This window comes from Sphingobium sp. TA15, assembly GCF_037101235.1.
In the GTDB taxonomy this organism is placed as follows: domain Bacteria; phylum Pseudomonadota; class Alphaproteobacteria; order Sphingomonadales; family Sphingomonadaceae; genus Sphingobium; species Sphingobium indicum.
This window is the reverse complement of sequence record NZ_AP025355.1, coordinates 2,364,927-2,386,926: the sequence shown is the minus strand read 5'-3', so window position 1 is coordinate 2,386,926 and position 22,000 is coordinate 2,364,927. Positions and strand designations below refer to the sequence as shown.

Sequence of the window (22,000 nt, the reverse complement as noted above, 5' to 3'; positions counted from 1 at the left end):
CGGAAAAACCGACCGCGCCCTTTTCCTGTCAGAACAGCCGCGTCAGCCCGTAAAAGGCCGCGCCGATCGCCGCCGCCGCCGGCAGCGTCACCACCCAGGCGACGATGATGCTCGACGCCACGTTCCACCGCACCGCCGACAGCCGCCGCGAAGCCCCGACGCCCACGATCGCGCCGGTAATGGTGTGGGTCGTCGACACCGGCACGCCCAGATGCGTCGCCATGAACAGCGTCAGCGCCCCGCCCGTTTCCGCGCAGAACCCCTGTCCGGGCGTCAGCCGCGTGATCTTCGACCCCATGGTGTGGACGATCTTCCACCCGCCCAGCAGCGTGCCAAGGCCCATCGCCGCCTGGCAGCTCAGCACCACCCAGAAGGGCACATGGAACCCGCCGGTCAGCATGCCCTGCGAATAGAGCAGCACCGCGATGATCCCCATCGTCTTCTGCGCATCATTGCCGCCATGCCCCAGCGAATAGAGCGATGCCGACACGAGCTGCATCTTGCGGAACACCCGGTCCGCCCCCTGCGGCGTGAAGCGCCGGAAAATCCAGCTTACGATCAGCACCAGCAGCAATGCCAGAACCAGCCCGATGGCGGGCGACATCACGATGGCCGCGCTGGTCTTGAACACCCCGCTCCACACCACGGCGGAAAGCCCCGCCTTGGCCGTCCCCGCGCCCAGCAACCCGCCGATCAGCGCGTGGCTGCTGGATGACGGGATGCCCAGCCCCCAGGTGATGAGGTTCCACGCGATCGCCCCCATCAATGCGCCGAAGATCACCGCCGGATCGATGATGCTGGCGTCGACAATGCCCTTGCCCACCGTCTCCGCCACATGCAGGCCAAAGAAGAGGAAGGCGATGAAGTTGAAGAACGCCGCCCAGGCGACCGCATATTGCGGCTTCAAGACCCGCGTGGACACGATGGTCGCGATGGAATTGGCGGCGTCGTGCAGCCCGTTCAGGAAATCGAACAGCAGCGCGACGCCGATCAGCGCGACCAGCAGCGGAAAGGCGATTTGGGCGTCCATATGAGTGTTCCGGCCGGATCAGGCGTGGTCGATGACCAGGCCGGAAATCTCGTTGGCGACGTCCTCGAACCGATCCGTCACCTTCTCCAGATGGCTGTAGATTTCGTTGCCGACGACAAAATCCATCGGATTGCCCTGCCGCGCCTGGTTGTAGAGCGCCTTCAGCCCCGCTTCATGCAGGATGTCGGCATGCCCCTCCAGCTTCACCAGCCTTTCGGTCAGGTCATGCAGCCGGGCCGAATTCAGGTTCAGCGACCGCAGCAGCGGCATCGCCTCCCCCGTGATTCGCGCGCATTCGACGATCAGCGCGCTCATGTCCTGCATCTGGGACGGAAATTCCTTCACCTCGAACAGCGCGATGGCTTTCGCCGTCTGGTTCATCTGGTCGATGGCGTCGTCCATCACCCCGATCAGCCCGGTGATGGCGCTGCGGTCGAAGGGCGTCACGAAGATGCGGCGCACGTCCTGCAGCACTTCGCGGATGATGTCGTCCGCTTCATGCTCGCGGTCCGAAATCTCCTTGATGTGGGCGTCGATGTCCGGCCCGCCCTTCAGCAGCTTGGCGAGCGCATCTGCGCCGGCGACCAAAGTCGCGGCATGATCCTCGAACTGCTCGAAAAAGCGCCCTTGCTTGGGCATCAGCGCATGAAACCAGCGCAGCATTCCAGTCCTTTCGCTTTGCCATTCCTTGACCCGCAGCAACGTCCGCACGAACAGGCCGGGATCCCGGGGCGGTTCGCGGAAAGCGGCGATGATGGATTGCAGATCGGGTTCGTCGACGGCCTTTGCAGCTTCGGCAACGGGGAACCAACGCAGTTCCCGCTGCCCTTGTTCGGGCCATTGCGGCAACTGGCCGGTCACTGCAAGCGGGAAAACCTCGACCGTCGCCTCTTTCGTGTCGCCGCGCCGCCGTTTCTTGTCATAACGATAGCGGCCGAGCGGCGCGGGGCAGGCGATGCCGTGGATGCCCGCTTCCTCATAGGCTTCCAGTTCGGCGGCGCGGTGCCCGGCCATGCCTTTGATGCGATTGCCCTTGGGGATCACCCAGCGCCGCGTGTCCCGCGACGTGATCAGCAATATGCGCATCGACCCGTCCGGGCCGGTCGCATAGGGAAGGGCGGCGATCTGACGCATCAGCCGCCCTTATGCGCCGCGCGGCGTTCATGACTGATGAATGGCGGCCCCTGAATCACCGGCGCCTTGTAACAAAATCGTCACATTGCGCAATCGATCCGCTCGTCAGATCGACAGCCGCGCCGTGATGCGGATGTCCCGTCCTGTCAGGGGGGCGTAATCCTTCAGGAAACTCGCCGCCCGCCGCGCCTCGACATCGAAGATGTTGTTGGCGGACAGGGTGATGGTCGTCCGCTCATTGCCCTTGATCGGTTTGAAGGACAGGGAGGCGTTGACCAGCGTGAAGCCGTCGGTGGGCGTTTCGGTGTCGGCGATGCGGTTCTGGGCGAAGCTGCGCTCGACTTCGCCGCGCAGGCTCAGCCGGTCGCCCTGCAATTCCACGCCGCCCAGCAGGCGAAGCGGGGGTATGCGCGGCGCCGGACCCGACCCGACGATGGTGGCGCGGACATAGTCCGCCACGCCGTCCAGATTGACGGCATAGCCGCCCACCTGCCCCAGCTTCACCGTGCCCTCCGCCTCGAAGCCCAGATAGCGGGCGTCGGCCTGGAGGTTCTGGTAGCAGGGGAAGTCGAGCGGCTCTCCGCCATTTGCCGCCATGCAGACGCTGTCGTCGGCCAGCGCATCGTAGATATAGCCGTCGAACCAATTGTGATAGGCGGACAGCGAGACGGTATAGCCATTGCCCTGGCCGCGTAGCGTGCCCTCGACGCCCCAGCTCTTTTCCAGCCCGAAATCGGGATTGCCCAGTTCGAAGGCCTGCGTTCCGGCATGGTTGCCGCGCGCGAACAGTTCCTCGGCCGAAGGAGCGCGCTCCGTGCGGGACAGGTTCAGGCCGACGCGCCAGCCCGGCACGATTTCCTGGCTGACCCCCAGCGATCCGGACAGCGCATCGAAGCTGCGGCGATAGGCGGGATTGAGCAGCGTCTCGTCCGCGTCCGCCCCGACCCGCGTATGCTCATAGCGTCCGCCCAGTTCGACCCGCGTGGTGCCAAGGTCGAAGGATTGCAGCGTGAAGAAACCCAGTTGCTCCGTCTCGTTGCGCGGCAGGAACTTCTCCTCCCCCACGACGTGGAAATTGCGGGCGAAGAATTGCGCGCCGATTGCGCCGTCCCATCCGCCGCGCTTGGCCTGCACCAGTTCCAGCCGCGATTCGATGGACTGGTTGTAGAAGGTCGTGCCGACCTCGCCCGTCTCCTCGATCTCCTGGTGCTGGTAATCGGCAAAGCCCGCGCGCAGGCGGATTGATTCCAGGAAGCCGCCATTGACCGGCAGTTCGGCGCGCAGGTCGGCGCGATCCTGCTTCATGTGCAGCCGCACCTCTTCCGCTTCGCCGTCGGGGTCGAGCGAATAGCGGACGGGCACGCCATAGAAATTGTCGGTATGCGCGACCGAAAAGCCCAGATTGCCGCCATCGGTGATCAGCGCCGCGCCGCCCGCCACTTCCCAGGTGCGCGCCGCGCTGTTGGGCAGCTTGCCGCGCAGATTGGCCAGATCCTCAATCTCCGGATCGCCGCTCAACGCCGCCTGCGCGCGCAGCGCCGGCGTCAGGATGTAGCTGCCGGTGTCCAGGTTGCCGCTCTTGGAATAGCTGCCGTCGAAATGGACCACGAACCTGTCGCCGACGGGCACCTCGATCTCGCCCGATCCGGTGCGCTCATTGGCGGCGCTGCCATAGGTGGCGATGCCCTCGACATGGATCGGCTCGTCGGGCACGCGGCGGGGGATGCGGCTGTCGATCACATTGACCACGCCGCCAATGGCCGAGGAACCGTAGAGCAATGCCGCGGGGCCGCGCAGCACCTCTATCCGGTCGGCGGTAAGGGGGTTGATCGCCACGGCATGGTCGACCGAAGTGTTCGACACGTCGAAGCTGCCGATGCCGTCGGTCAGGATGCGCACGCGTTCCCCCTGGAAACCGCGCAGCACGGGGCGGGAAGCGTTGGGACCGAAGGAGGTCGCGGAGACGCCCGGCTGGCGCGCCAGCGTGTCGCCGATGGTGGGACGCAGCGACCGGGTGAGTTCCTCGCCGGACACCACGGACGTCCCGGAAAGAATATCGCCCTGCCGGCGGGGAATGATGGCGGTGACGATGATGTCCGCTCGTTGATCATGATAGGCTTGCGGCGCCGCATCGGCGGGCGCGCCTTGGGCGAAGGCGGGAAGGGCGGCAGACAATGCGGATAGGGCGCAACCGGCACGCAGCACTGCGGAACGATACATTCGGTTCGTCATCCTTGATTGGGAAAGAGACGCGCCCTCCTATCTGAAATGATATAGCATATCAATACCACTTCGGCGCGCAATGGATCGCTTCCCCGCGAAATCCCCCCAACCAGTCGCGAGGAACGATCAGAGAAAGAGGAATTCGGCCAGCGCGGCGGCGGCGGGGGCGCTTTCCGGGCGGAGCGCTTGGCGCACTTCTATGGCGGGCAACGGACGTTCCAGCGCGATCCGCCTGATCCCGGTCATCCGTCCCAGGTCGCGGGCGAGCGGGCCGAAGGCGGCGAAACAGCCGGCCCCTTCGCGCAATATGGTCATGATGTCGAACAGATTGTCGGTTTCCAGCACCGGGTCGCCCAGCCGGATGCCGCCGCGCAGCAGCGCCTCGTCGATGATCCGCCGCAGGCCGTTGTGCGCCTCCATCGCCAGCGTCGGCATGGCGGCAAGCTCGTCCGTCGCCACGCTGTCGCGACGGGCGAGCGGATGGTCGGCGCCGGCATAGAGGTTGATCTGCTCCGACCAGCCATAGCGGGATAGCGGCTCGTCCGTTTCGCCCAAGGCATAGAAATAGGCGATGTCGGCCCTGCCCCGGCGCAGCGCCCAGGCGGCTTCGTCGGCCAGGTGGATCGTCAGGTCCAGCGTGATGGCGACGTCGTCATTCGCCGCCTCGAACGCGGCCAACGCTTCCTGGAAGTGGCCGAAGACCGGCGCGGGCGCGGCCAGGACGATGCTTTGCCGCGATGAGGAGGATTCCGGCGGAGCGGCGGCGGGGACAATGCCGTCCGCCTGGTCGACCTGCCAGTTTTCCGGCCGGTCCTGCGACAACAGGGTCATGGCCTCCGCCGTTTTCCGGCCGGCGGCAGTCAGGCGAGGAGCGCCGGCAAGATCGTCGAACAGGCGATAGCCCAGGCGCAGCTCCAGCGAGGCCAGGTCGCGTGCCACGTCATCGGGCGTGACCCCCAGGTCGCCGGCGCAGCGCGAGAGGCTGCCCGATGCCACCATCTGCGCGAATATATCCAACTGGCGCAGGGAAGGCGTGGCCATGACCCCTGATAGTGCAAATATGGCGCGGGGTTAAGGCCGATATTGGGTGAATATCGCTTTGCCATATTGACGAAGGCCGCCCAAAGATGGCAGGGCGCTCAGCCTGACGGGCGGGTATAGCTCAATGGTAGAGCACTAGCCTTCCAAGCTTGTGATGCGGGTTCGATCCCCGCTACCCGCTCCATCCCCTCATGGAGGCCCGTCGACGTCATGGGCGACATCGTCAACCTGCGGCAGGCGCGCAAGGCGAAGGCGCGGGCGGACAAGGAGCGCCGGGCGCAGGGCAATCGCGTCAAGTTCGGCCGGACCAAGGCGGAACGTCTGGCCCTATCGGCGGAAGAAGAACGCAGCAGGCGGCAGATCGACGGCGCGCGCCGTGACAATCGGGATGATGATCCCAAATAATGGATCGCAATCTTCGCGCTGCTGGCAGAGGCATCAAGAGTAAAAACCGCCCAATAGAAATGAACGCCTGTTAATATTGACCAAGGTAGGATCATTTCGTCGGTGATTTGCCTCGATTGACCGGGAATATCCTGCGCGTTTTGCGCTGAATCGTGAAGTTCGCGGGTTCAACCCTGGCTATGACTGGACATATTCGCTCACTTCGCCCCGCCAGGGCCGCGATTGCCGCTGTTCTGGCTTTCAGTTCGCCAACGCTGCTCGCGCAGGACGTCGTGCCGCCCGGTCAGCCGGCGATCGCCAACGCTTCCCCCGAACCGGCGCCCCCGGCGGCCTCCGCTCCGACATTCGCGCCGGCTCAGCCCGTGGTCCAGGCGACGCCATCGGTCGAAGAACGCCTGGAGGCCGCCATCGCGGCCGCGCAAGCAGAGGAGAAGACGCAGACCGCTGGCGCAGCGACCGGGGCGGAACGGAGCGCGCCCAAACCCGCGGCGCGCGCGGCGGCACGAGCCGAGCCGGCCGCGCCGCCCGCCCGCGTCGAGCCCCCGGTGCAGCGCGAGGCGCCGTCCCCGACGCCTCCTGCCGAGGCATTTGCGCCCGCCGCGCCCGCGACGCAGGCTCCTGTTCCGCCGTCCGAAGCCGGGATCGATCCGGCATTGCTTTGGGCGCTGGGCGGCGGCTCCTTGCTGATGGTTGGCCTGGGCGGAGCCGCTTTGTTGCGCAGGCGCAGGCGTCGCGAGGGGCAGTGGGAAGGCCAGGAGCATTGGGAGGGCGAGGTGATCCAGCCCATGGAATCTGCCGCGACGACCGCGCCCGACATGCCGCCGATGACCCCGCCGCCCCCCGCCGCTGTGTCGAGCGAGGAGGAACGCACATTGGAGGCGATGGTCGCCGCGCCGCCCAGCGCCGACAACCCGTTCCGCACGCATGCCAAGCGCATGACCCGGGCGAAATTCCTGCTCGCGCAGCGGCAGAGGCAGGCAGAAACGCCGATGGTCGAGGAAACCGCGGCAGCACCGGCCGAATCGTCGCGGCCTGCGCCGGCGGCTACCCAGACGGTTTATCGTTTCGGTTCCGACCGGCGGCGCGACGGCGTCTTCAAGCCGCGGACAAGCTGAGTTCCTTCGGATTCCGTGAGGAAAGGGGATGCCGGTCCCGATCGGCATCCCCTTTGTCGCGAGATAGTGCGGCCCATCCGGTTGCCTTGAGCCGTCCGGCCTGATACCGGCCCGCCGGTAATCGCATGGCCGCCCAGGCCCGCCCTCAAGGAAAGTTGCCCATGTCCGACAAGATCAACCGCATCGTTCTTGCCTTCTCAGGTGGGCTGGATACCAGCGTGATCCTGAAATGGCTGCAACAGACCTACCAGTGCGAGGTGGTGACCTTCACCGCCGATCTGGGCCAGGGCGAGGAACTGGAACCGGCCCGCGCCAAGGCCCGGCTGATGGGCGTCAAGGAAGAGCATATCTTCATCGACGACCTGCGCGAGGAATTCGTCAAGGACTATGTCTTCCCGATGATGCGTTCCAACGCGCTCTATGAGGGGCTTTACCTGCTCGGCACGTCCATCGCCCGCCCGCTGATCGCCAAGCGCCAGATCGAGATCGCGAAGCAGGTCGGCGCCGACGCGGTGTCCCACGGCGCGACCGGCAAGGGCAATGATCAGGTCCGCTTCGAACTGGGCTATTACGGCCTCGCGCCCGACATCAAGGTGATCGCCCCCTGGCGCGAATGGGATTTGACCAGCCGCACCAGGCTGATCGAATTCGCCGAAAAGCATCAAATTCCGATCCCTCGCGACAAGCGCGGCGAAAGCCCCTTCTCGACCGACGCGAACATGCTGCACACCTCGTCCGAGGGCAAGGTGCTGGAAGATCCGTGGGAGGAAACCCCGGACTATGTCTATTCGCGCACGGTCAATCCGGAGGATGCGCCCGACGCGCCGGAATATATCACCATCGATTTCGAGCGCGGCGACGGCGCGGCGATCAACGGCGTCGGCATGTCGCCTGCGACGCTGCTGGAGACGCTCAACGACTATGGCCGCAAGCATGGCATCGGTCGCCTCGACCTGGTCGAAAACCGCTTCGTCGGCATGAAGTCGCGCGGCATGTACGAAACGCCGGGCGGCACCATCTATCACCTCGCCCATCGCGGAATCGAGCAACTGACGCTCGACCGGGGCGCGGCGCATCTGAAGGACGAGTTGGCGCCGCGCTATGCCGAACTCATCTATAACGGCTTCTGGTTCTCGCCGGAGCGCGAGATGCTCCAGGCCGCCATCGACCATAGCCAGGAGAAGGTGACGGGCACCGTCCGCCTGAAGCTCTACAAGGGCGGCGTCTATGTCGTCGGCCGCAAGTCGCCCTATTCGCTCTACAGCGAGAAGGTCGTGACCTTCGAGGACGATGCGGGCGCCTATGACCAGCGCGACGCGGCGGGCTTCATCAAGCTCAACGCGCTCCGCCTGCGCCTGCTGGGCCGCCGCGATCGCTGAGAAATCTCCGTCGCCCGATACAAATTGCGACATTTTATCGGGTGACGTGACAAAATTACGGGACAAAACTTCCCGATAAGCGTCTTCAAGGACGGCAGGGCGCCGTTCGTGACAGACGCTTTGAAGGAAAATCCCATGATCCGCAAATTCATGACCACGGTGGCGCTGGGTTCGCTGTTCGTCGGCGGACTCGCTGCATCCCATCTCGCTTTCGCTCAAGACGCCGGACCGCGCGGCGGCGGCATGCTGATGATGGCCGACGCCAACAAGGACGGCGCCGTCACCAAGGCGGAACTGACCGCCGCGCTGGAAACCCGCTTCGTCAGGCTCGACGCCAACAAGGACGGCAAGCTCGACCAGGCGGATCGCGAAATCCTCCGCCAGCAGCGGCTCGATAAACGCTTCGCCGCGCTGGACGCCGACAGGAACGGCCAGATCAGCAAGGCGGAATTCGCTGCCGGGCATCAGGGCCGGGACGGCCAGCGCGACCGCATGGGCAAGCCCGGCGGGCCGGACGGCCGGGGCTGGGGTCATCGCGGATGGGGGCATCATGGTATGGGAGAGGGCATGCGCGGCGGTCCGGGCGACGAGATGAAGAAGGACGGCATCACCAAGGCCGAGTTCCTGGCCCGTCCGCTCGCCCTGTTCGACAAGGCCGACGCCAATCATGACGGCAAGGTGACCGCTGAAGAGATGAAGGCGGCGCGCCAGGCCTTCCGCGACGGGTGGAAGGACCGCAGGGCGACGCCGCCCGCCAACTGAGGGTAAAGGGCGAAGGCGTCGATTCGCAGGCCCTCGCCCTTCCAACCCGTCCCAAGCCATGACAAGAAGCGGACCATGAGCGAACGACCCCATCTGCTGCTCGTCGACGACGAGCGCTCGATACGCGAGCCGCTGGCGCAATATCTCGGCCGCAACGGCTTTCGCGTCACGGCCGTCGAAAATGCGGCGGAAGCGCGGGTGCGCCTCAACGCCAATGCCATCGATCTGGTGATCCTCGACATCATGATGCCGGGGGAGGACGGGCTGTCGCTCTGCCGCCATATCCGCGAAACCAGCGAGATTCCGGTGATCCTGCTCACCGCGAAATCGGAAGAGACCGACCGCATCGTCGGGCTGGAGATGGGCGCGGACGATTATGTGCTGAAGCCATTTTCCCCCCGCGAACTGGTCGCCCGGATCAAGGTGATCTTCCGCCGCGTCGCGACCGGCGGCCAGCGCGTCACGGCTCCCGACGGCGCCACCTATGCCTTTGCGGGCTGGCTGCTCAAGACGCAGGAGCGCACGCTGGTCGACGGCGAAGGCGTGGCGCTGCCGCTTTCCACGGCGGAATATAATCTGATGCTGGCCTTCGCCACCCGGCCCAATCAGGTGCTGAGCCGCGACCAGTTGCTGGACATCACCCAGGGGCGGGAGGCCAACGCCTTCGACCGGGCGATCGACAACCAGATCAGCCGCCTGCGCAAGAAGATAGAGCCGGACCCCAAGAACCCGACGCTGATCAAGACGGTCTGGGGCGGCGGCTACACCCTGTCGGCGGACGTGCGCAAGCTGTGAGGCGGCTGCGCCTTTGGCCGCAGGGCGTCGTCGGCCAGATCATCATCCTGGTCGCGCTGGCGCTGTTCGTGGCGCAGGCGATCAATTTCGCCCTGCTGCTGCGCGAACGGCAACGGATCGAACTGACGGCGCAGACGGCGCCGGGCGTCTACCGTATCGTCGACGCGCTCGACAACCGGCCGGACCGGCGCGGCGGCGATGAGGCGGACCGGCGGGGCCGGGTGCGCTTCCTGGACGCCGCCCCGTCCTTGCCGGGGCAAGCCCGGCCGGATGTCGAGCGCCGCGCCCGGGCGATGTTCGACGATGTCGGCCTTTCGGTCCGCTCCATCCATGCGGTCGAACAGAACCGGCCGCTGCCCATGCGGCGCTGGGACAATTTCCGCCTGCGCGCGGACGGGGACAGGCACGCCCCCATGCGCATGACGCGCCTTGCGATGGCGGTCGAATATCAGCCGGGCAAATGGGCGCTGACGCAGACGCGCATCGGGGGCCGGCCGCCGCGCTTCGGCGGCTGGCTGGTGGGGCAGACGCTGATCCTCTACGCCATCGTGCTGCTGCCGCTGCTTTGGGTCGGGCGCAGGCTGGCGCGGCCGTTGAAGCAGTTGACCCGCTCGGCGGAGCAGTTTGCCCGCACCGGATCGGCCGATGCGGTGGAGGAGCGCGGTCCCGGCGACGTGCGGCAGCTCACCATGGCCTTCAACGCGATGCGCAGCCGCATCTTCGCGATGCTGAACGAGAAGGACCGGATGCTGGGCGCCATCGGCCATGATTTGCGCACGCCGCTGGCCTCGCTGCGGGTGCGCGCCGAATCGGTGGAGGACGAGGGCGAGCGCGCCCGCATGTCCGAGACGATCGACGAGATGAACCGGATGCTGGAGGATATTCTCTCGCTGGCCCGCGCAGGGCGCAGCAGCGAAGCCCGGCAGAAGGTCGACCTGTCGGCGCTGGCCGATGCCGTGGTCGAGGATTTTCTGGAACTCGGTTCCCCGGTCGACCTGGCCGACAGCGAGCGCGTGGTGGCCGATGTCCGGCCCCAGCAGATCAGGCGGGCGCTGCGCAACCTGATCGAAAATGCCATCGTCTATGGCGAGCGGGCGCATGTCTCGGTCGAAAGGGCGGACGGCGCCATCCGGCTGATCGTGGCGGATGACGGGCCGGGCATATCCGAGGAGCGGATGGAGGAGATGATGGAGCCCTTCACCCGGCTGGAGGGCTCTCGCAATCGGGATACCGGCGGGGCGGGCCTGGGGCTGGCGCTGGTGCGGGCCATCATGATCGAACATGGCGGCGCGCTGAAACTCGCCAATCGGGCGCAGGGCGGGTTGGAGGCGAGCCTGGTCCTGCCCGCCTGAAAACGGCGCTTTTCCGCCGAAGTTCACAGTGTATGCGCGCGCGTGCCTGGGCGCGCGTAGGCGTTGGGCGCAATGTGTCGGACGTTTCAAAGAGGGGTGGGGGATAGGCCGGGCGGCGGGCGGTAGGACAGGCCGGATTGGCTGATGTTGGAAAATAGGACATTTTATCAGGAGCCTGTTGCCCTTGGGCCACATGGGCTTTTCTGCGGCGGCCTCTGGGCAAGGTCGAGGAGGAGGGGCTGAAATTCGCCAATCCAGATATACCCCTCCCGCAGGCGGGAGGGGCCAGGGGTGGGCGCGAGCGTAGCGAGCTTCTAACTTAGAGCGTTTTCACAATGAGCGAAAACGCTCTTGTCCTTTGATGTCGCATTTTCCGAGCCGTTGAGCGTGAACGGTCAACTTGAAAATGCTCTGGTCGTTGCAAAGTAACGCGGAGGTCGCGCCAGCCCACCCCCTGGCCCCCTCCCGCCTGCGGGAGGGGGGATGACGGGAAGCCAGACAGCGGTCCGGCTCAGTGCTTGCCGGGCTTGTTCGACGTGCCCGGCGCCGTCGGGTTGATCAACTGCGCGCCTGCGGGGAGGCTGGTGCCGCCCATGTCGAGCTTGCGGGCTTCGGTCCGCGCCATGGTCATCGGATTGTCGCGTTCCCTGATCGCGGCCCTGGTTTCGGCGTCGGCTTGTTCGTCCGCATCGCCGCCATTCGCGCCGTGGCTCCACCCCAGGATGATCGACATGCGCCGGTTGCGCGGGTCGTAGACGTCGCCCTTCGCGAAGGGTTCGCGGTCGGCCACGCCCTCGATCCGGGCGAAGCGGTCGTTGCCGATGCCGCTCGCGGCCAGCGCCTTGCGCGTGGCTTCGGCGCGGGCGGAGGAGAGCATCCAGTTGTTCATCGTCTGGCCGGCGCTATAGGGCAGGCCGTCGGTATGACCGCGCACGATCAGCGGATTGGGCATGGTCCGGATCGTCGCCGCGACCTCGTTCACCAGTTCCCGCGCCTGCGGCAGCAGCCGGTCGGTGCCCATGGCGAACATCGCGAAGTCCGCCTCGTCGATCAGGTCGATGCGCAGCCCTTCGTGCGTTTCGGTGAAGCGGATATTCTTCAGCAGCTTGCGGATGCCCTGGCGGCGGGCCATGCGCGCCTCCAGTTCCTTCCTGATCGATTCGAACTTGGCCCGATCGGCGGCCTTGGTGGCCTTGCCGCCCTGGTCCTTGGTGCCCGATGCGTCGCGGGGGATGGTGATGGCGAGATTGCCCTGGCCGCCGGTGGTCGGATAATTTTCCTTCGCCGTCATGCTGTCGCCGCCGAACATGCCGTTCGACCCGGCCGAGCCTTCCTTGAGCTGCACCAGGGTCGGCGTGAAATAGTCGGCCAGGCCCTTGCGCTGCTTTTCCGTGGTCGCGCCCAGCAGCCACATCAGCAGGAAGAAGGCCATCATCGCCGTCACGAAGTCGGCATAGGCGACCTTCCACGCACCGCCATGATGGCCGCCATGACCCTCCACCACGATCTTCTTGACGATGATCGGCCGGGGTTCAGGCTCGTTCGCGCCGCGCTTCTTCTCGGCCATGGCTTATTTGCCCCGCATGCCGTCGAACACTTCGGCGAAGGCCGGCTGGTTCGCATGGGTCAGGCTGGAGCGCGCCGCCTCTATCACCAGCGGCTGCGGATGGCCGTGCAGGGAGGCGACGATGATCTGCTTGACGACATGGTACATCGACCCGTCCGCCTCGATCACCGCGCGGCAGCGATTGGCGAAGGGGTTGACCATGCCATAGGCGAGCAGAACGCCCAGGAAGGTGCCGACCAGCGCCGAACCGATCATGCCGCCCAGGATCGCCGGGGGCTGGTCGATGGACCCCATGGTCTTCACCACGCCCAGAACCGCCGCGACGATGCCGAGCGCGGGCAAGGCGTCCGCCAGCCCCTGGAGGTTGTCGGCGGGGCGCAGCGCTTCGTGATGATGGGTCTTGAGCGCATTGTCCATCACCTCCTCGACCGCATGCGGGTCGAGCGTGCCGGAGGAGACGACAACCAGCCGCAGCGTGTCGCTGATCAGGTGGATCAGCGTCTTGTCGCCCATCAGGCGCGGATATTCGGAGAAGATGGTGGAGCTTGCCGGATCCTCGATATGCGGCTCCAGCGCCACCGGGCCTTCGACGCGCAGCGTCTTCATCAGCTTGGAGACGAGGAAGATGCAGTCGAGGAAATCCTGCTTCTTGTATTTCGGGCCCTTGAACACCTTGCCCAGACCGCCGCCCAGCGCCTTCAGGTCGCTGCCCGAATTGCCGATGATCAGCGCGCCGACGGCCGCGCCGCCGATGATGATCATTTCATGAGGAAGCGCGTGCAGAACCGGGCCGATGTCGCCGCCTGTAAAGATGAAGCCGCCGAACACCATGGCGAGCAGCACGACCAGGCCGATGATTGCGAACATGATTATCCCCGAAATTCTGCCCGAAGGCGCCGTCTTGATCGAAGCATCGCATGAGAGACGCTCTCGATTGGTTAATACGGCTTGGCGATGCCGTGATTTAGGGTGCGGGCCGAAAAAAGGGCGGCGATGTTCTCGACGGAAAACGCTTTCCTTCAGCCAGTTCGTCCAAAGTGCAGCCTGTTCCTGCGAAGGCAGGAACCCAGCCCTGCCGTCGGAACTGGGTTCCTGCCTTCGCAGGAACACGGAGCGCTTGGGAATTCGCTTATTTGATCAGGTCGAACAGCGTCTGCTGGTTGATCCGGGCGAAGGCGGATTGCGCCGCCTCCAACTGGAGCAGCTTGGCCGAAACCGAGGAGATGACTTCGGTCAGATCGGTCGATTCCAGATCGGCCCGCCGTTCCTTGAGGTCGATGTCGATATCGGTGAGGCGCGTGCCGATCACGTCCAGCCGGTTGCTGCGCACGCCCTGCTTGGTCTGTTCTAGGACGACATGATTCTGCGCCGCCTTGACGGCGTCCAGCGCGGCGACGACGTCGGCGTCCACGCTGCCTTGCAGGGCGGTGATGCTCTGGCCCAATATGGCGTCCAGCGTCATCGGCGTGCCGCCGACGTCGATGCCTTCGGACACTTCCTGCCGGGTGCCGACCACCGCCAGGTTGAGGCCGCGGCTGACCGGAACCAGCACGCTCTGCCCGTCGTCGAAGGTCGGGACGCCGTTATAATCCTTCTGGTTGAGCAGCGAATCGATGGTCGTGCGGATGGTCTTCATTTCCTCGACGATGGCGGTCTTGCTGGCGTCGTTCAGCGCTCCGTTGCGGGCCGCCGTCAGCAATTCCTGCGCGCGGGTCAGCAGCGTGTTCATCTCCTGCAGATTGGCTTCGGCCGTGGCCGCCCGCGCCGTGCCGGTGCTGACGTTGGACTGCCAGGCCGCCTGCTGCGCCTGCGCCCGGCCGATGTCCGACACCTGCACCCAGGCCAGCGCGTTTTCCGACGGCCTGGTCAGCGTCTTGCCGGTCGAAATGGCGGTCTGGCCGTCGACTATGCCCTGGGAAAGCTGCTGCTGACGACGGATTTCCGCCAGAAGGATCTTGTTGGTGATGCCTACCATGGTTCGGTTCCTTGCCTTCAGATGATCTGCAGGATCGCGTCGACGGTTTCCTTCGCGACCTGAAGGATCTTCGCGCAGCCCGAATAGGCCTGCTGGATGCGCAGCAGGTCGGCCGCCTCCATGTCCAGGTCGACGCCGCTCACCGCTTCGCGCGCGGCCACGGCCTGGTCGCTGCGGCTCTGCGCGGTGGTCTGTTCCGCCTTGGTGGAGGAAAGGAGGTTGGCGTGGGTCGCGATCAGCGCGGTCCAGCCCTGTTCGACGCTGCCATTGCCGCGCAGCACCGTGGATACGGTCAGCAGATTGCCGTTCGCGGTGCCGTCGCTCGATTTGACGGCAAGCTGGTTGGGATCGCTGATCAATGCGGTGACCGTCGCGGCGCTGGCGCCGGACAGCAGCGGCGCGCCCGCCGCGCCGGGGCTGCCGTCGGTCAGGCCCTGCGCATGCCAGGCGTTCAAGTTGGCGACGAACTGCTGCGCCAGCGTGTCGAGGCTGGCGCGGCGCTGCGAGACCGTGCCCGCGGCCGAGAACAGCCCGCCCAGCGTGCCGCTGGTCGGCGCGGCGAGGGCGGCGCCCGCGCTCGTCCCCAGGGCCAGCGTGCCGTCGGCGTTGACGGTGAGCGCCAGCGGCGTGGCGGCGTCGCCCTGCACCAGCGTCTGGCCGTTCAGCGTCACCTGCGCCTGGTCATGCGTGCCGAAGCTGACGTCGATGTTGAGGTTGGACGACAGCGTGCCCAGCGCCGCGTCCCGGCTGTCGAGCAGTTGCGCATAGGCCGACGTGCCCGGCTGCGCCCGCAACAGGCTGTTGTTGATGTCCGCGAGGGCGGAGAGCGCCTGGTTGATCGTCGTCACCGACGCCTGCGCCTCCGTCGCGATGCCGCTCGACACCTGCGCCAGGTCGGCCGCCGTCTGGTTGAAGGCCTGGGCGACGCGGCCGATGCTGTCCAGCGTCGTCACGCGCAGGGACTTGTCGTTGGGGCTGGCGGCCAGCTTGTCCATATTCTGGAACATGCCGGTCATCAGTTGGCCGATGCCGGTTTCCGTGTCGTTGAGCGCGGTTTCCGAATCGGTCAGCCAGCGCATCCGCGCCACCGCGCTGCCAAGCTGCGTGTTGGTGTAGCGCACCGTTGCGTCCAGATAGGGATCGGTGGCGCGGTTGACGCTCTTGACGTCGGTGCCGCCGAAATTGGCGCGGGAGATGTAGACGGCCATGGTCGCGGTGGACGAACCGGATTCGACCGTCGTCACCGACCGGCGCGAATAGCCCTCCGTACTGGCGTTGGCGATATTCTCCGACACCGCCGCCATGGCGGTGCGATAGGCCTTCGTGCCTGAGGCGCCGATGATGAAAAGGTCGCTCATTCAGCCTTGTCCGCCGGGCCGGCGGGCGCGGATGCGCCGGGCCTGGCCCCGAACTGGCGCATCAGCATCTCCGCGATGCCCAGCGTGCCGCGGCTGGCCATGCTGTCGGCGGTGCGGGCGTCGGCCATGTCGCGGAACTGGTCGGTGGCGCTGGAATCGCTGATGCCCTCGGCCAGGCTGGCCGAGCGCATCGCGCCCATCATCTGGCGCAGGAAGATCGCCTCGAACTGCTGCGCGGCCTTTTCGAGGCCTGCCTTGTTCTGGGCGCTGCCCGGCTGGGCCGCCGTTCCTGTCGTCGCACCGATTTGCATCACAACACCACCAGTTCAGCCTTGAGCGAACCTGCCTGCTTGAGCGCTTCGAGGATCGCGACCATGTCCGCGGGGGAGGCGCCGATGGCGTTCACCGCCTTGACTATATCGGCCAGGGAGGCGCCGCCTTTAAAATTTATCATCGGCCGCTTTTCCTGATCGATTGAAATCGAGCTGGATTGTTCGACCGCGGTCTGCCCTCGCGAGAAGGGGGCGGGCTGGACGACGCGGGGCGATTCGTTGACGCTGACGGTGATTTTCCCGTGCGCGATGGCGGCGGGGTGGATCTTCACCGCGCCGTTGATGACGACCGTGCCGGTGCGGGCGTTGACGATCACCTTGGCGGGCGCGTCGGCAGGGGCGACCTCGATATTCTCGATCATGCCCATCATCATGATGCGGTCGGTCGCGCCGGGCGCGGCGTCGATGGAGACGGAGACCGCGTCGGTCGCCCTGGCGCGTCGGTCGCCGAAGGTGCGGTTGATGCCGTCCGCCACGCGCAGGGCCGTGGTGAGGTCGGCTTCGGAGAGGTTGAAGGTGAGGGTGGGGGCGGTGTCGAAGCCGGTGGCGACGGCGCGCTCCACCGTCGCGCCGCCCGGAATGCGGCCGGCGGAGGGGATGTTGACCGACACCTGGCTGCCGTCCGCGCCGGAGACGCCCAGGCCGCCGACGGCCAGATTGCCCTGCGCCATGCCGTAGATTTCATTGTCCGCGCCGCGCAGGGGGGTCATGATCAGCGTGCCGCCGCGCAGCGACTTGGCCTTGCCGAGGGCGGAGACGGTGACGTCGAGCCGCTGGCCGGGCTTGGCGAAGGCGGGGAGGTCGGCGGTGACCAGCACGGCCGCCGCGTTCTTGAGCGCGGGGTTGATGCCCTGCGGCAAGGTGAGGCCGAAGCGCGAGACCACGCCCTTCATGCCCTGCGTCGCATAGTCCAGGCTGTCGTCGCCCGTGCCCGCAAGGCCGACCACGATGCCGTAGCCGGTAAGCTGGTTCGGACGGACGCCCTGGAATGTGCCGAGATCCTTGATCCGCTCGGCATGGGCCGGGGCGCCAAGCACAACGGGGAGCGCGAGGGCCATCAGGGGCAGCAGGAAGCGGAGCAGGCGGGTCATGGCGGGCATGTCCATCAGAAGGGGCTGATCATGGAGAAGAAGCGCTGCAACCAGCCCTGGCGGCTGGCGCGGGCGATTTCTCCCTTGCCGGTGTAGATGATCTTCGCGTCGGCCACGCGGGTCGAGGCGATGCGGTTGTCCGGGCCGATGTCGGCCTGGCGGACGAGGCCGCTGATCTGGATATATTCGTCGCCGCGATTGAGCGTCAGCGCCTTTTCGCCCTTCACCAGCATCGTGCCGTTGGGATAGGTCGCCGCGATGGTCACGGTGATTTCGCCGTTCAGCGCATTGGACTGGGTGGCGGCGCCCTTGCCGGTGAAGGCGTTGCTGCCGCTGGAGCCGATGTCGCTGGCGGAGAAGATCTTGGACAGCGGGCCGGTGCTGGGCGGGGTCAGCGCTATGCTGCCGTCGCGGCTGGTGTCGGCGCTGTTGCTCTTGGTCGCCTGGGTCCGTTCGACCAGGACGATGGTGATGATGTCGCCCACGCTGGTCGCGCGCGCCCCGCTGGTGAGCGGGGTATAGCCCATCGACGCCTGGAAGATCGAACCGTTCGCCGCCGGGGCGGCAGGGGCGGCAACGACCGAGGGGGCATAAAATTGCCGCTCGGCATCGCGCTTCTTGCCGGCCATGGCCGGGGAGGCGGCGAGGGCGGCAAGCGCCAGTCCGAATATCATTCGTTCCGGGTGAAGTCGCAGGATGCGTCGAGCCGACGGGGAGGCCACTTCGACAGGCTCAGTGGAGGGCTTCGACAGGCTCAGCCCGAACGGATTATGTGGCGAGAACATGGTTACGCTCACAACTGCTGGTTGGCATATTGGAGCATTTCGTCGGTCGCCTTGATCATCTTCGAATTGACCTCATAGGCGCGCTGGGTTTCGATCATGTCGACCAGTTCCTCGACCACGTTGACGTTCGAGGTTTCGAGATAGCCCGCACGCACGACGCCGCGCCCGTCCAGACCCGCGACGCCGACCTGCGGCGTGCCGCTGGCGGCGCTTTCCTTGAGCAGGTTGCCGCCCACCGAGGTGAGTCCGCCCGGATTCATGAAGCTGGCCAGTTCGATCTGGCCGAGCTGGGTCGGTTCGGTCTGGCCCTGGAGCGTCGCGGAGACGGTGCCGTCATTGCCGATGGTGACGCTGGTCGCGCCCTCCGGCACGGTGATCTGCGGGATGAGGGGCAGGCCGTCGCTGGTGACGACGACGCCTTCGGCCGTGGTCGTGAAATTGCCGGCGCGGGTATAGGCGATGGAGCCGTCGGGCTGCTGCACCTGGAAATAGCCCGATCCCTCTATCGCCATGTCCAGCGTGTTGCCGGTCTGGTTCAGCGTGCCCTGCGCGTTGATCTTGCTGGTGCCCTGCAGGGCGACGCCGGAGCCGAGGTTGAGGCCGGTGGCGAACTTGTTTTCGCTGTCGCTGTTCGCGCCCGCCGCCACGATCTGCTGATAGGCCAGCGTCTCGAAATCGGCGCGGTCGCGCTTGAAGCCGGTGGTGTTGACGTTCGCCAGGTTGTTGGCGATCACGCGCATCTTCGTGTTCTGCGCGTCGAGGCCGGTGCGGGCGACATGAAGGGCGGCGTTGGTCATCGTCTATCTCCGTGAGGCAGGCTCATGCGGGTATCAAAGCAAGGGTCGTGCCAGATTAACCATTAATCGAGGCGCATCAGCGACGCGCCGCCGTCGTCCAGTTGCTTGGCGGTGTCGATCATCTTGATCTGGGTTTCCCAGGCGCGGCTGGCCTCTATCATCTGGACCAGCGCCGATGTGGCGTTGACGTTCGATCCCTCCAGCGATCCGCCGGTCACGGTGGCGATGGGATCGTCGGGCAGGACGCCGCCATTCGCTTCGCGGAACAGGCCGTCCGTGCCCTTGGCGATGCTGGAGCCGACCGGGTTGACCAGCTTCAGCTTGTCGACCTGCTGCGGATTGGCGGGGTCGCCGCCCTGCGGCACGCCCCAGATGCTGCCGTCCTTCGCGATGGAGACGCTGTCCATCTGCGGCAGGGTGATGGGGCCGCCCTCGCCCAGCACGACCAGGCCGTCGCCGGTGGTGAGCAGGCCGCTGTCGCTGACCTTCAGGTCGCCGCGGCGCGTATAGGCCTCGCCGCCGTCCGGGGCCTGCACGGCGAGCATCGCGTCGCCGTTCATGGCCACGTCCAGCGGATTGCCGGTTTCGTTGATCGCGCCTTGCGCCATGTCGGCGGCGATCACCTGTTCGGACGCCTGCGCCCGCGTGTTGAGGTTGTCGCCCTTGATCCAGCGCGTCTCGGCATTGGCGATCTCGGCGCGAAAGCCGGTGGTGTTGACGTTCGCCAGATTGTTGGAGATCGCCGCCTGCCGCGCCATCGCGCCGCGCATCGCGGTGAGTGCCGTGTTGACGAGCCGGTCCATGGGGGTTCCTTCGCAGGTCTTTTATGCAGTGTGTTCCTGCGTAGGCAGGAACCCAGTTCAGACGGCGGGACTGGGCTCCTGCCTTCGCAGGAGCACGTTGCCTACCGAGGCGAACTATTACGTCCGCATGTTGACGATGGTGGTCGACAGCGTGTTCGCCGCCTCGATCGCCTTCGAGTTTGCCTGGAAGTTGCGCTGGGCGGAGATGAGGTTCACCAGTTCTTCGGTGATGTCGACGTTGGAGCGTTCCAGCGCGCCGGAGCGGATCGATCCGAACAGGCCGCTATTGCCGGTGCCCAGCATCGGCGCGCCGCTGGCGTTGGTGGCGGTCCAGTGGGCGTCGCCGCTCTGGCGCAGCCCTTCCTGGCTGTTGAAGGCGGCGATGGCGGTCGCGCCCAGATAGACGGTGGACCCATCGGCGTAGACGCCGGTGATCTTGCCTTCTTCCGACACGCCCACGCTGGTGAGCTGGTTGCCGGTGCCGCCGTCGGGCCAGTTGGTCGGAATCTTGAGGTCCGTGAGCGAAGCGGGGGTCAGCGTGCCGGTCACCGTGGGCGCGCCGGTCGTGGGATCGAGCGGAATGACCTGGAGCCGGGCGCCGGTGGTGTCGACGACATAGCGGTCCTCCTCGACCGAGAAGGCGCCGTTGCGGGTATAGCCGATCTGGTCGTCGGCGCTGCGCTTCACCGTGAAGAAGCCTTCGCCGGTGATGGCGAGGTCCAGCGTCTTGTCGGTGGTTTCGATGGTGCCCTGGGTGAACTGCTGGCTGATGCCCTGGGTGCGGACGCCCTGGCCCGCGACCTGCGTGGTGGTCTGCATCGGCGCGGCGGCGAAGATGTCGCCGAACACGGCCTTGCTCTTCTTGAAGGCAGTCGAATTGACGTTGGCGACATTGTTCGCCGTGGTCGACAGGTCGGTCTGGGCGGCCTTGAGGCCCGAAAGCGAGATGTAGAAGGACATGGCGTTGCTCCTTGGGTGAAAGGAAAGGGATTAAGCGAGTGAAATGGCGTCGGTCGGCTTGTAGGTGCCGAGCGGGGTGATGAGTTTCGACGAACTGCCGTCGGCGGGTGACTGGACGGCCGCGATGGTGGCCCAGCTCGCGACGCGGCTGGGGTTGGCGCCGTTGACCTTGATCCGGAGGGCGTCGGTGGCGATGCTGTTTCCTGCGTCGTCCTTGCCGTCCCAGTAGAAATTGACGTCGCCCTTGGGCTGGTCGCCAAGGTCGATGGTCTTGACGACATTGCCGTTGCCGTCGATCAGGTCGACCGAAGCGCCGCTGGTGGCGTCGGCGAAGCTGACCTGGCCCATATATTGGCCGGCGGCGTCGGGGGCGGCGATGTTGCTCTGCACCAGCATCGACTTGCCGATCCAGCTTGCCGCGTCGCCCAGGCGCGATCCGGTCAGTTCCGACGCCAGATTCTTCAGCGTCTGGTTCATCTCCGCGATGCCGCTGCTGTTGGTGATGGTCGCCATCTGCGCGACCATCTGCGCGTTGTCGACGGGCTCGAACGGGTCCTGCGTCTGCATCTGCGCGGTCAGCAGGCGCAGGAAATCGGCCTGGCCCATTTCCGACTTGCCCGTGCCGACCTTGGCATTGGGGTTATAGACGGACAGGCCCGCGCCGTCGGTGGCGGTCGTGGTCGTCATTTGCCGATCCTTATGGTTTCCATCATCAGGGACTTGGCGGTGTTCAGCACCTGCACGTTGTTCTGGTACATGCGGGCGGTCTCGATCATGTCGACCAGTTCCGCGCTGCTATCCACGGCGGCTTCCCATACATCGCCATTCTTGTCGGCCAGCGGATGGTTGGGGTCGTGGCGCTTGGTGGGCTGCGCGTTGGTGGTGACGACATTCTGGACCTTGACGGTCGAGACGCCGGGGCTGTCGGTGACAGACTGAAACACCGGCTTGATCGCGCGATAGGCCTCCGCCGCGCTGCCGGTGACGTTTCCGGCATTGGCCATGTTGGAGGCGGTGGCATTGAGGCGCACGAGCTGCGCGCTCATGGCGCGGCCGGCGATGTCGAAGACGTTCATGGGGCCATGGCCGCTCATGC

22 protein-coding genes and 1 tRNA gene are annotated in these 22,000 nt (G+C 66.0%); 7 read left to right on the top strand and 16 right to left on the bottom strand.

Translation table 11 applies throughout. The annotated features are described in order from the left end of the window. Positions 1–28: 28 nt before the first annotated feature. The 4 genes from Sj15T_RS11940 to Sj15T_RS11925 all read right to left on the bottom strand — a co-directional run bounded on the left by Sj15T_RS11940 (position 29) and on the right by Sj15T_RS11925 (position 5,428). Positions 29–1,030, bottom strand: coding sequence for an inorganic phosphate transporter (locus Sj15T_RS11940; protein WP_007682550.1), 1,002 nt, complete (start codon positions 1,028–1,030; stop codon positions 29–31). An 18-nt stretch (positions 1,031–1,048) separates the two neighbouring features. Beyond that, positions 1,049–2,164: a DUF47 family protein gene (locus Sj15T_RS11935; RefSeq protein WP_013041223.1), complete on the bottom strand. Its 1,116-nt coding sequence runs from the start codon at positions 2,162–2,164 to the stop codon at positions 1,049–1,051. Positions 2,165–2,269: 105 nt separating this feature from the next. Next, positions 2,270–4,384: a TonB-dependent receptor gene (locus Sj15T_RS11930; RefSeq protein WP_013041222.1), complete on the bottom strand. Its 2,115-nt coding sequence runs from the start codon at positions 4,382–4,384 to the stop codon at positions 2,270–2,272. Positions 4,385–4,513: 129 nt separating this feature from the next. Continuing rightward, entirely contained in the window at positions 4,514–5,428 is a 915-nt protein-coding gene (locus tag Sj15T_RS11925; RefSeq protein WP_013041221.1) for a LysR family transcriptional regulator, read from the bottom strand. 110 nt (positions 5,429–5,538) lie between these two features. Here Sj15T_RS11925 and Sj15T_RS11920 point away from each other — a divergent pair. The 7 genes from Sj15T_RS11920 (at position 5,539) to Sj15T_RS11890 (ending at position 11,236) form a co-directional block, all read left to right on the top strand. Continuing rightward, positions 5,539–5,612 (top strand) — tRNA-Gly (locus tag Sj15T_RS11920). Between the two features lie 26 nt (positions 5,613–5,638). After that, on the top strand, positions 5,639–5,833 hold the full coding sequence (locus Sj15T_RS11915) for a DUF4169 family protein (protein WP_007682557.1): 195 nt from the start codon (positions 5,639–5,641) through the stop codon (positions 5,831–5,833). Between the two features lie 179 nt (positions 5,834–6,012). Next, positions 6,013–6,948 carry a hypothetical protein gene (locus Sj15T_RS11910; RefSeq protein WP_238559350.1) on the top strand — a complete coding sequence of 312 codons (936 nt, stop codon included), beginning with the start codon at positions 6,013–6,015 and terminating at the stop codon, positions 6,946–6,948. 161 nt (positions 6,949–7,109) lie between these two features. Beyond that, positions 7,110–8,327, top strand: a complete 1,218-nt coding sequence (locus tag Sj15T_RS11905) for an argininosuccinate synthase (protein ID WP_013041219.1) — start codon at positions 7,110–7,112, stop codon at positions 8,325–8,327. Between the two features lie 135 nt (positions 8,328–8,462). Continuing rightward, positions 8,463–9,089 (top strand): calcium-binding protein, encoded by a 627-nt coding sequence (locus tag Sj15T_RS11900; RefSeq protein ID WP_013041218.1) that lies wholly within the window; start codon positions 8,463–8,465, stop codon positions 9,087–9,089. 75 nt (positions 9,090–9,164) lie between these two features. Further along, positions 9,165–9,884 carry a response regulator gene (locus tag Sj15T_RS11895; protein WP_007682565.1) on the top strand — a complete coding sequence of 240 codons (720 nt, stop codon included), beginning with the start codon at positions 9,165–9,167 and terminating at the stop codon, positions 9,882–9,884. Then, positions 9,881–11,236 (top strand): ATP-binding protein, encoded by a 1,356-nt coding sequence (locus tag Sj15T_RS11890; protein ID WP_007682566.1) that lies wholly within the window; start codon positions 9,881–9,883, stop codon positions 11,234–11,236. Before Sj15T_RS11895 ends, Sj15T_RS11890 begins: the two co-directional genes overlap by 4 nt. Before the next feature lie 511 nt (positions 11,237–11,747). Here the strand turns inward: Sj15T_RS11890 and Sj15T_RS11885 are convergent. The 12 genes from Sj15T_RS11885 to flgC all read right to left on the bottom strand — a co-directional run bounded on the left by Sj15T_RS11885 (position 11,748) and on the right by flgC (position 21,998). After that, positions 11,748–12,803, bottom strand: a complete 1,056-nt coding sequence (locus Sj15T_RS11885) for a flagellar motor protein MotB (protein ID WP_007682569.1) — start codon at positions 12,801–12,803, stop codon at positions 11,748–11,750. 3 nt (positions 12,804–12,806) lie between these two features. Beyond that, positions 12,807–13,670, bottom strand: a complete 864-nt coding sequence (motA, locus tag Sj15T_RS11880; RefSeq protein ID WP_007682571.1) for a flagellar motor stator protein MotA — start codon at positions 13,668–13,670, stop codon at positions 12,807–12,809. Positions 13,671–13,932: 262 nt separating this feature from the next. Continuing rightward, positions 13,933–14,778, bottom strand: a complete 846-nt coding sequence (locus Sj15T_RS11875) for a flagellin (RefSeq protein ID WP_013041217.1) — start codon at positions 14,776–14,778, stop codon at positions 13,933–13,935. A 17-nt stretch (positions 14,779–14,795) separates the two neighbouring features. Beyond that, complete coding sequence (flgK, locus tag Sj15T_RS11870; protein WP_013041216.1) at positions 14,796–16,136, bottom strand: flagellar hook-associated protein FlgK; 1,341 nt, start codon at positions 16,134–16,136, stop codon at positions 14,796–14,798. Beyond that, positions 16,133–16,447 carry a rod-binding protein gene (locus tag Sj15T_RS11865; protein ID WP_013041215.1) on the bottom strand — a complete coding sequence of 105 codons (315 nt, stop codon included), beginning with the start codon at positions 16,445–16,447 and terminating at the stop codon, positions 16,133–16,135. Before Sj15T_RS11865 ends, flgK begins: the two co-directional genes overlap by 4 nt. After that, entirely contained in the window at positions 16,447–17,526 is a 1,080-nt protein-coding gene (locus tag Sj15T_RS11860) for a flagellar basal body P-ring protein FlgI (protein ID WP_253720717.1), read from the bottom strand. The genes Sj15T_RS11865 and Sj15T_RS11860 overlap by 1 nt, the downstream gene beginning before the upstream one ends. Positions 17,527–17,573: 47 nt before the next feature. Then, positions 17,574–18,233 (bottom strand): flagellar basal body L-ring protein FlgH, encoded by a 660-nt coding sequence (locus Sj15T_RS11855; protein WP_013041213.1) that lies wholly within the window; start codon positions 18,231–18,233, stop codon positions 17,574–17,576. Positions 18,234–18,352: 119 nt separating this feature from the next. Then, positions 18,353–19,141, bottom strand: a complete 789-nt coding sequence (gene flgG, locus Sj15T_RS11850) for a flagellar basal-body rod protein FlgG (RefSeq protein WP_007682583.1) — start codon at positions 19,139–19,141, stop codon at positions 18,353–18,355. Between the two features lie 62 nt (positions 19,142–19,203). Continuing rightward, positions 19,204–19,944 carry a flagellar basal body rod protein FlgF gene (locus Sj15T_RS11845; protein ID WP_013041212.1) on the bottom strand — a complete coding sequence of 247 codons (741 nt, stop codon included), beginning with the start codon at positions 19,942–19,944 and terminating at the stop codon, positions 19,204–19,206. Between the two features lie 117 nt (positions 19,945–20,061). Continuing rightward, a complete protein-coding gene (locus Sj15T_RS11840) occupies positions 20,062–20,904 on the bottom strand; it encodes a flagellar hook-basal body complex protein (RefSeq protein ID WP_013041211.1) in 843 nt (280 codons plus the stop codon). A 30-nt stretch (positions 20,905–20,934) separates the two neighbouring features. After that, positions 20,935–21,591, bottom strand: a complete 657-nt coding sequence (locus Sj15T_RS11835; RefSeq protein WP_013041210.1) for a flagellar hook capping FlgD N-terminal domain-containing protein — start codon at positions 21,589–21,591, stop codon at positions 20,935–20,937. Next, positions 21,588–21,998 (bottom strand): flagellar basal body rod protein FlgC, encoded by a 411-nt coding sequence (gene flgC / locus Sj15T_RS11830; protein WP_025161007.1) that lies wholly within the window; start codon positions 21,996–21,998, stop codon positions 21,588–21,590. Before flgC ends, Sj15T_RS11835 begins: the two co-directional genes overlap by 4 nt. Positions 21,999–22,000 lie beyond the last annotated feature (2 nt).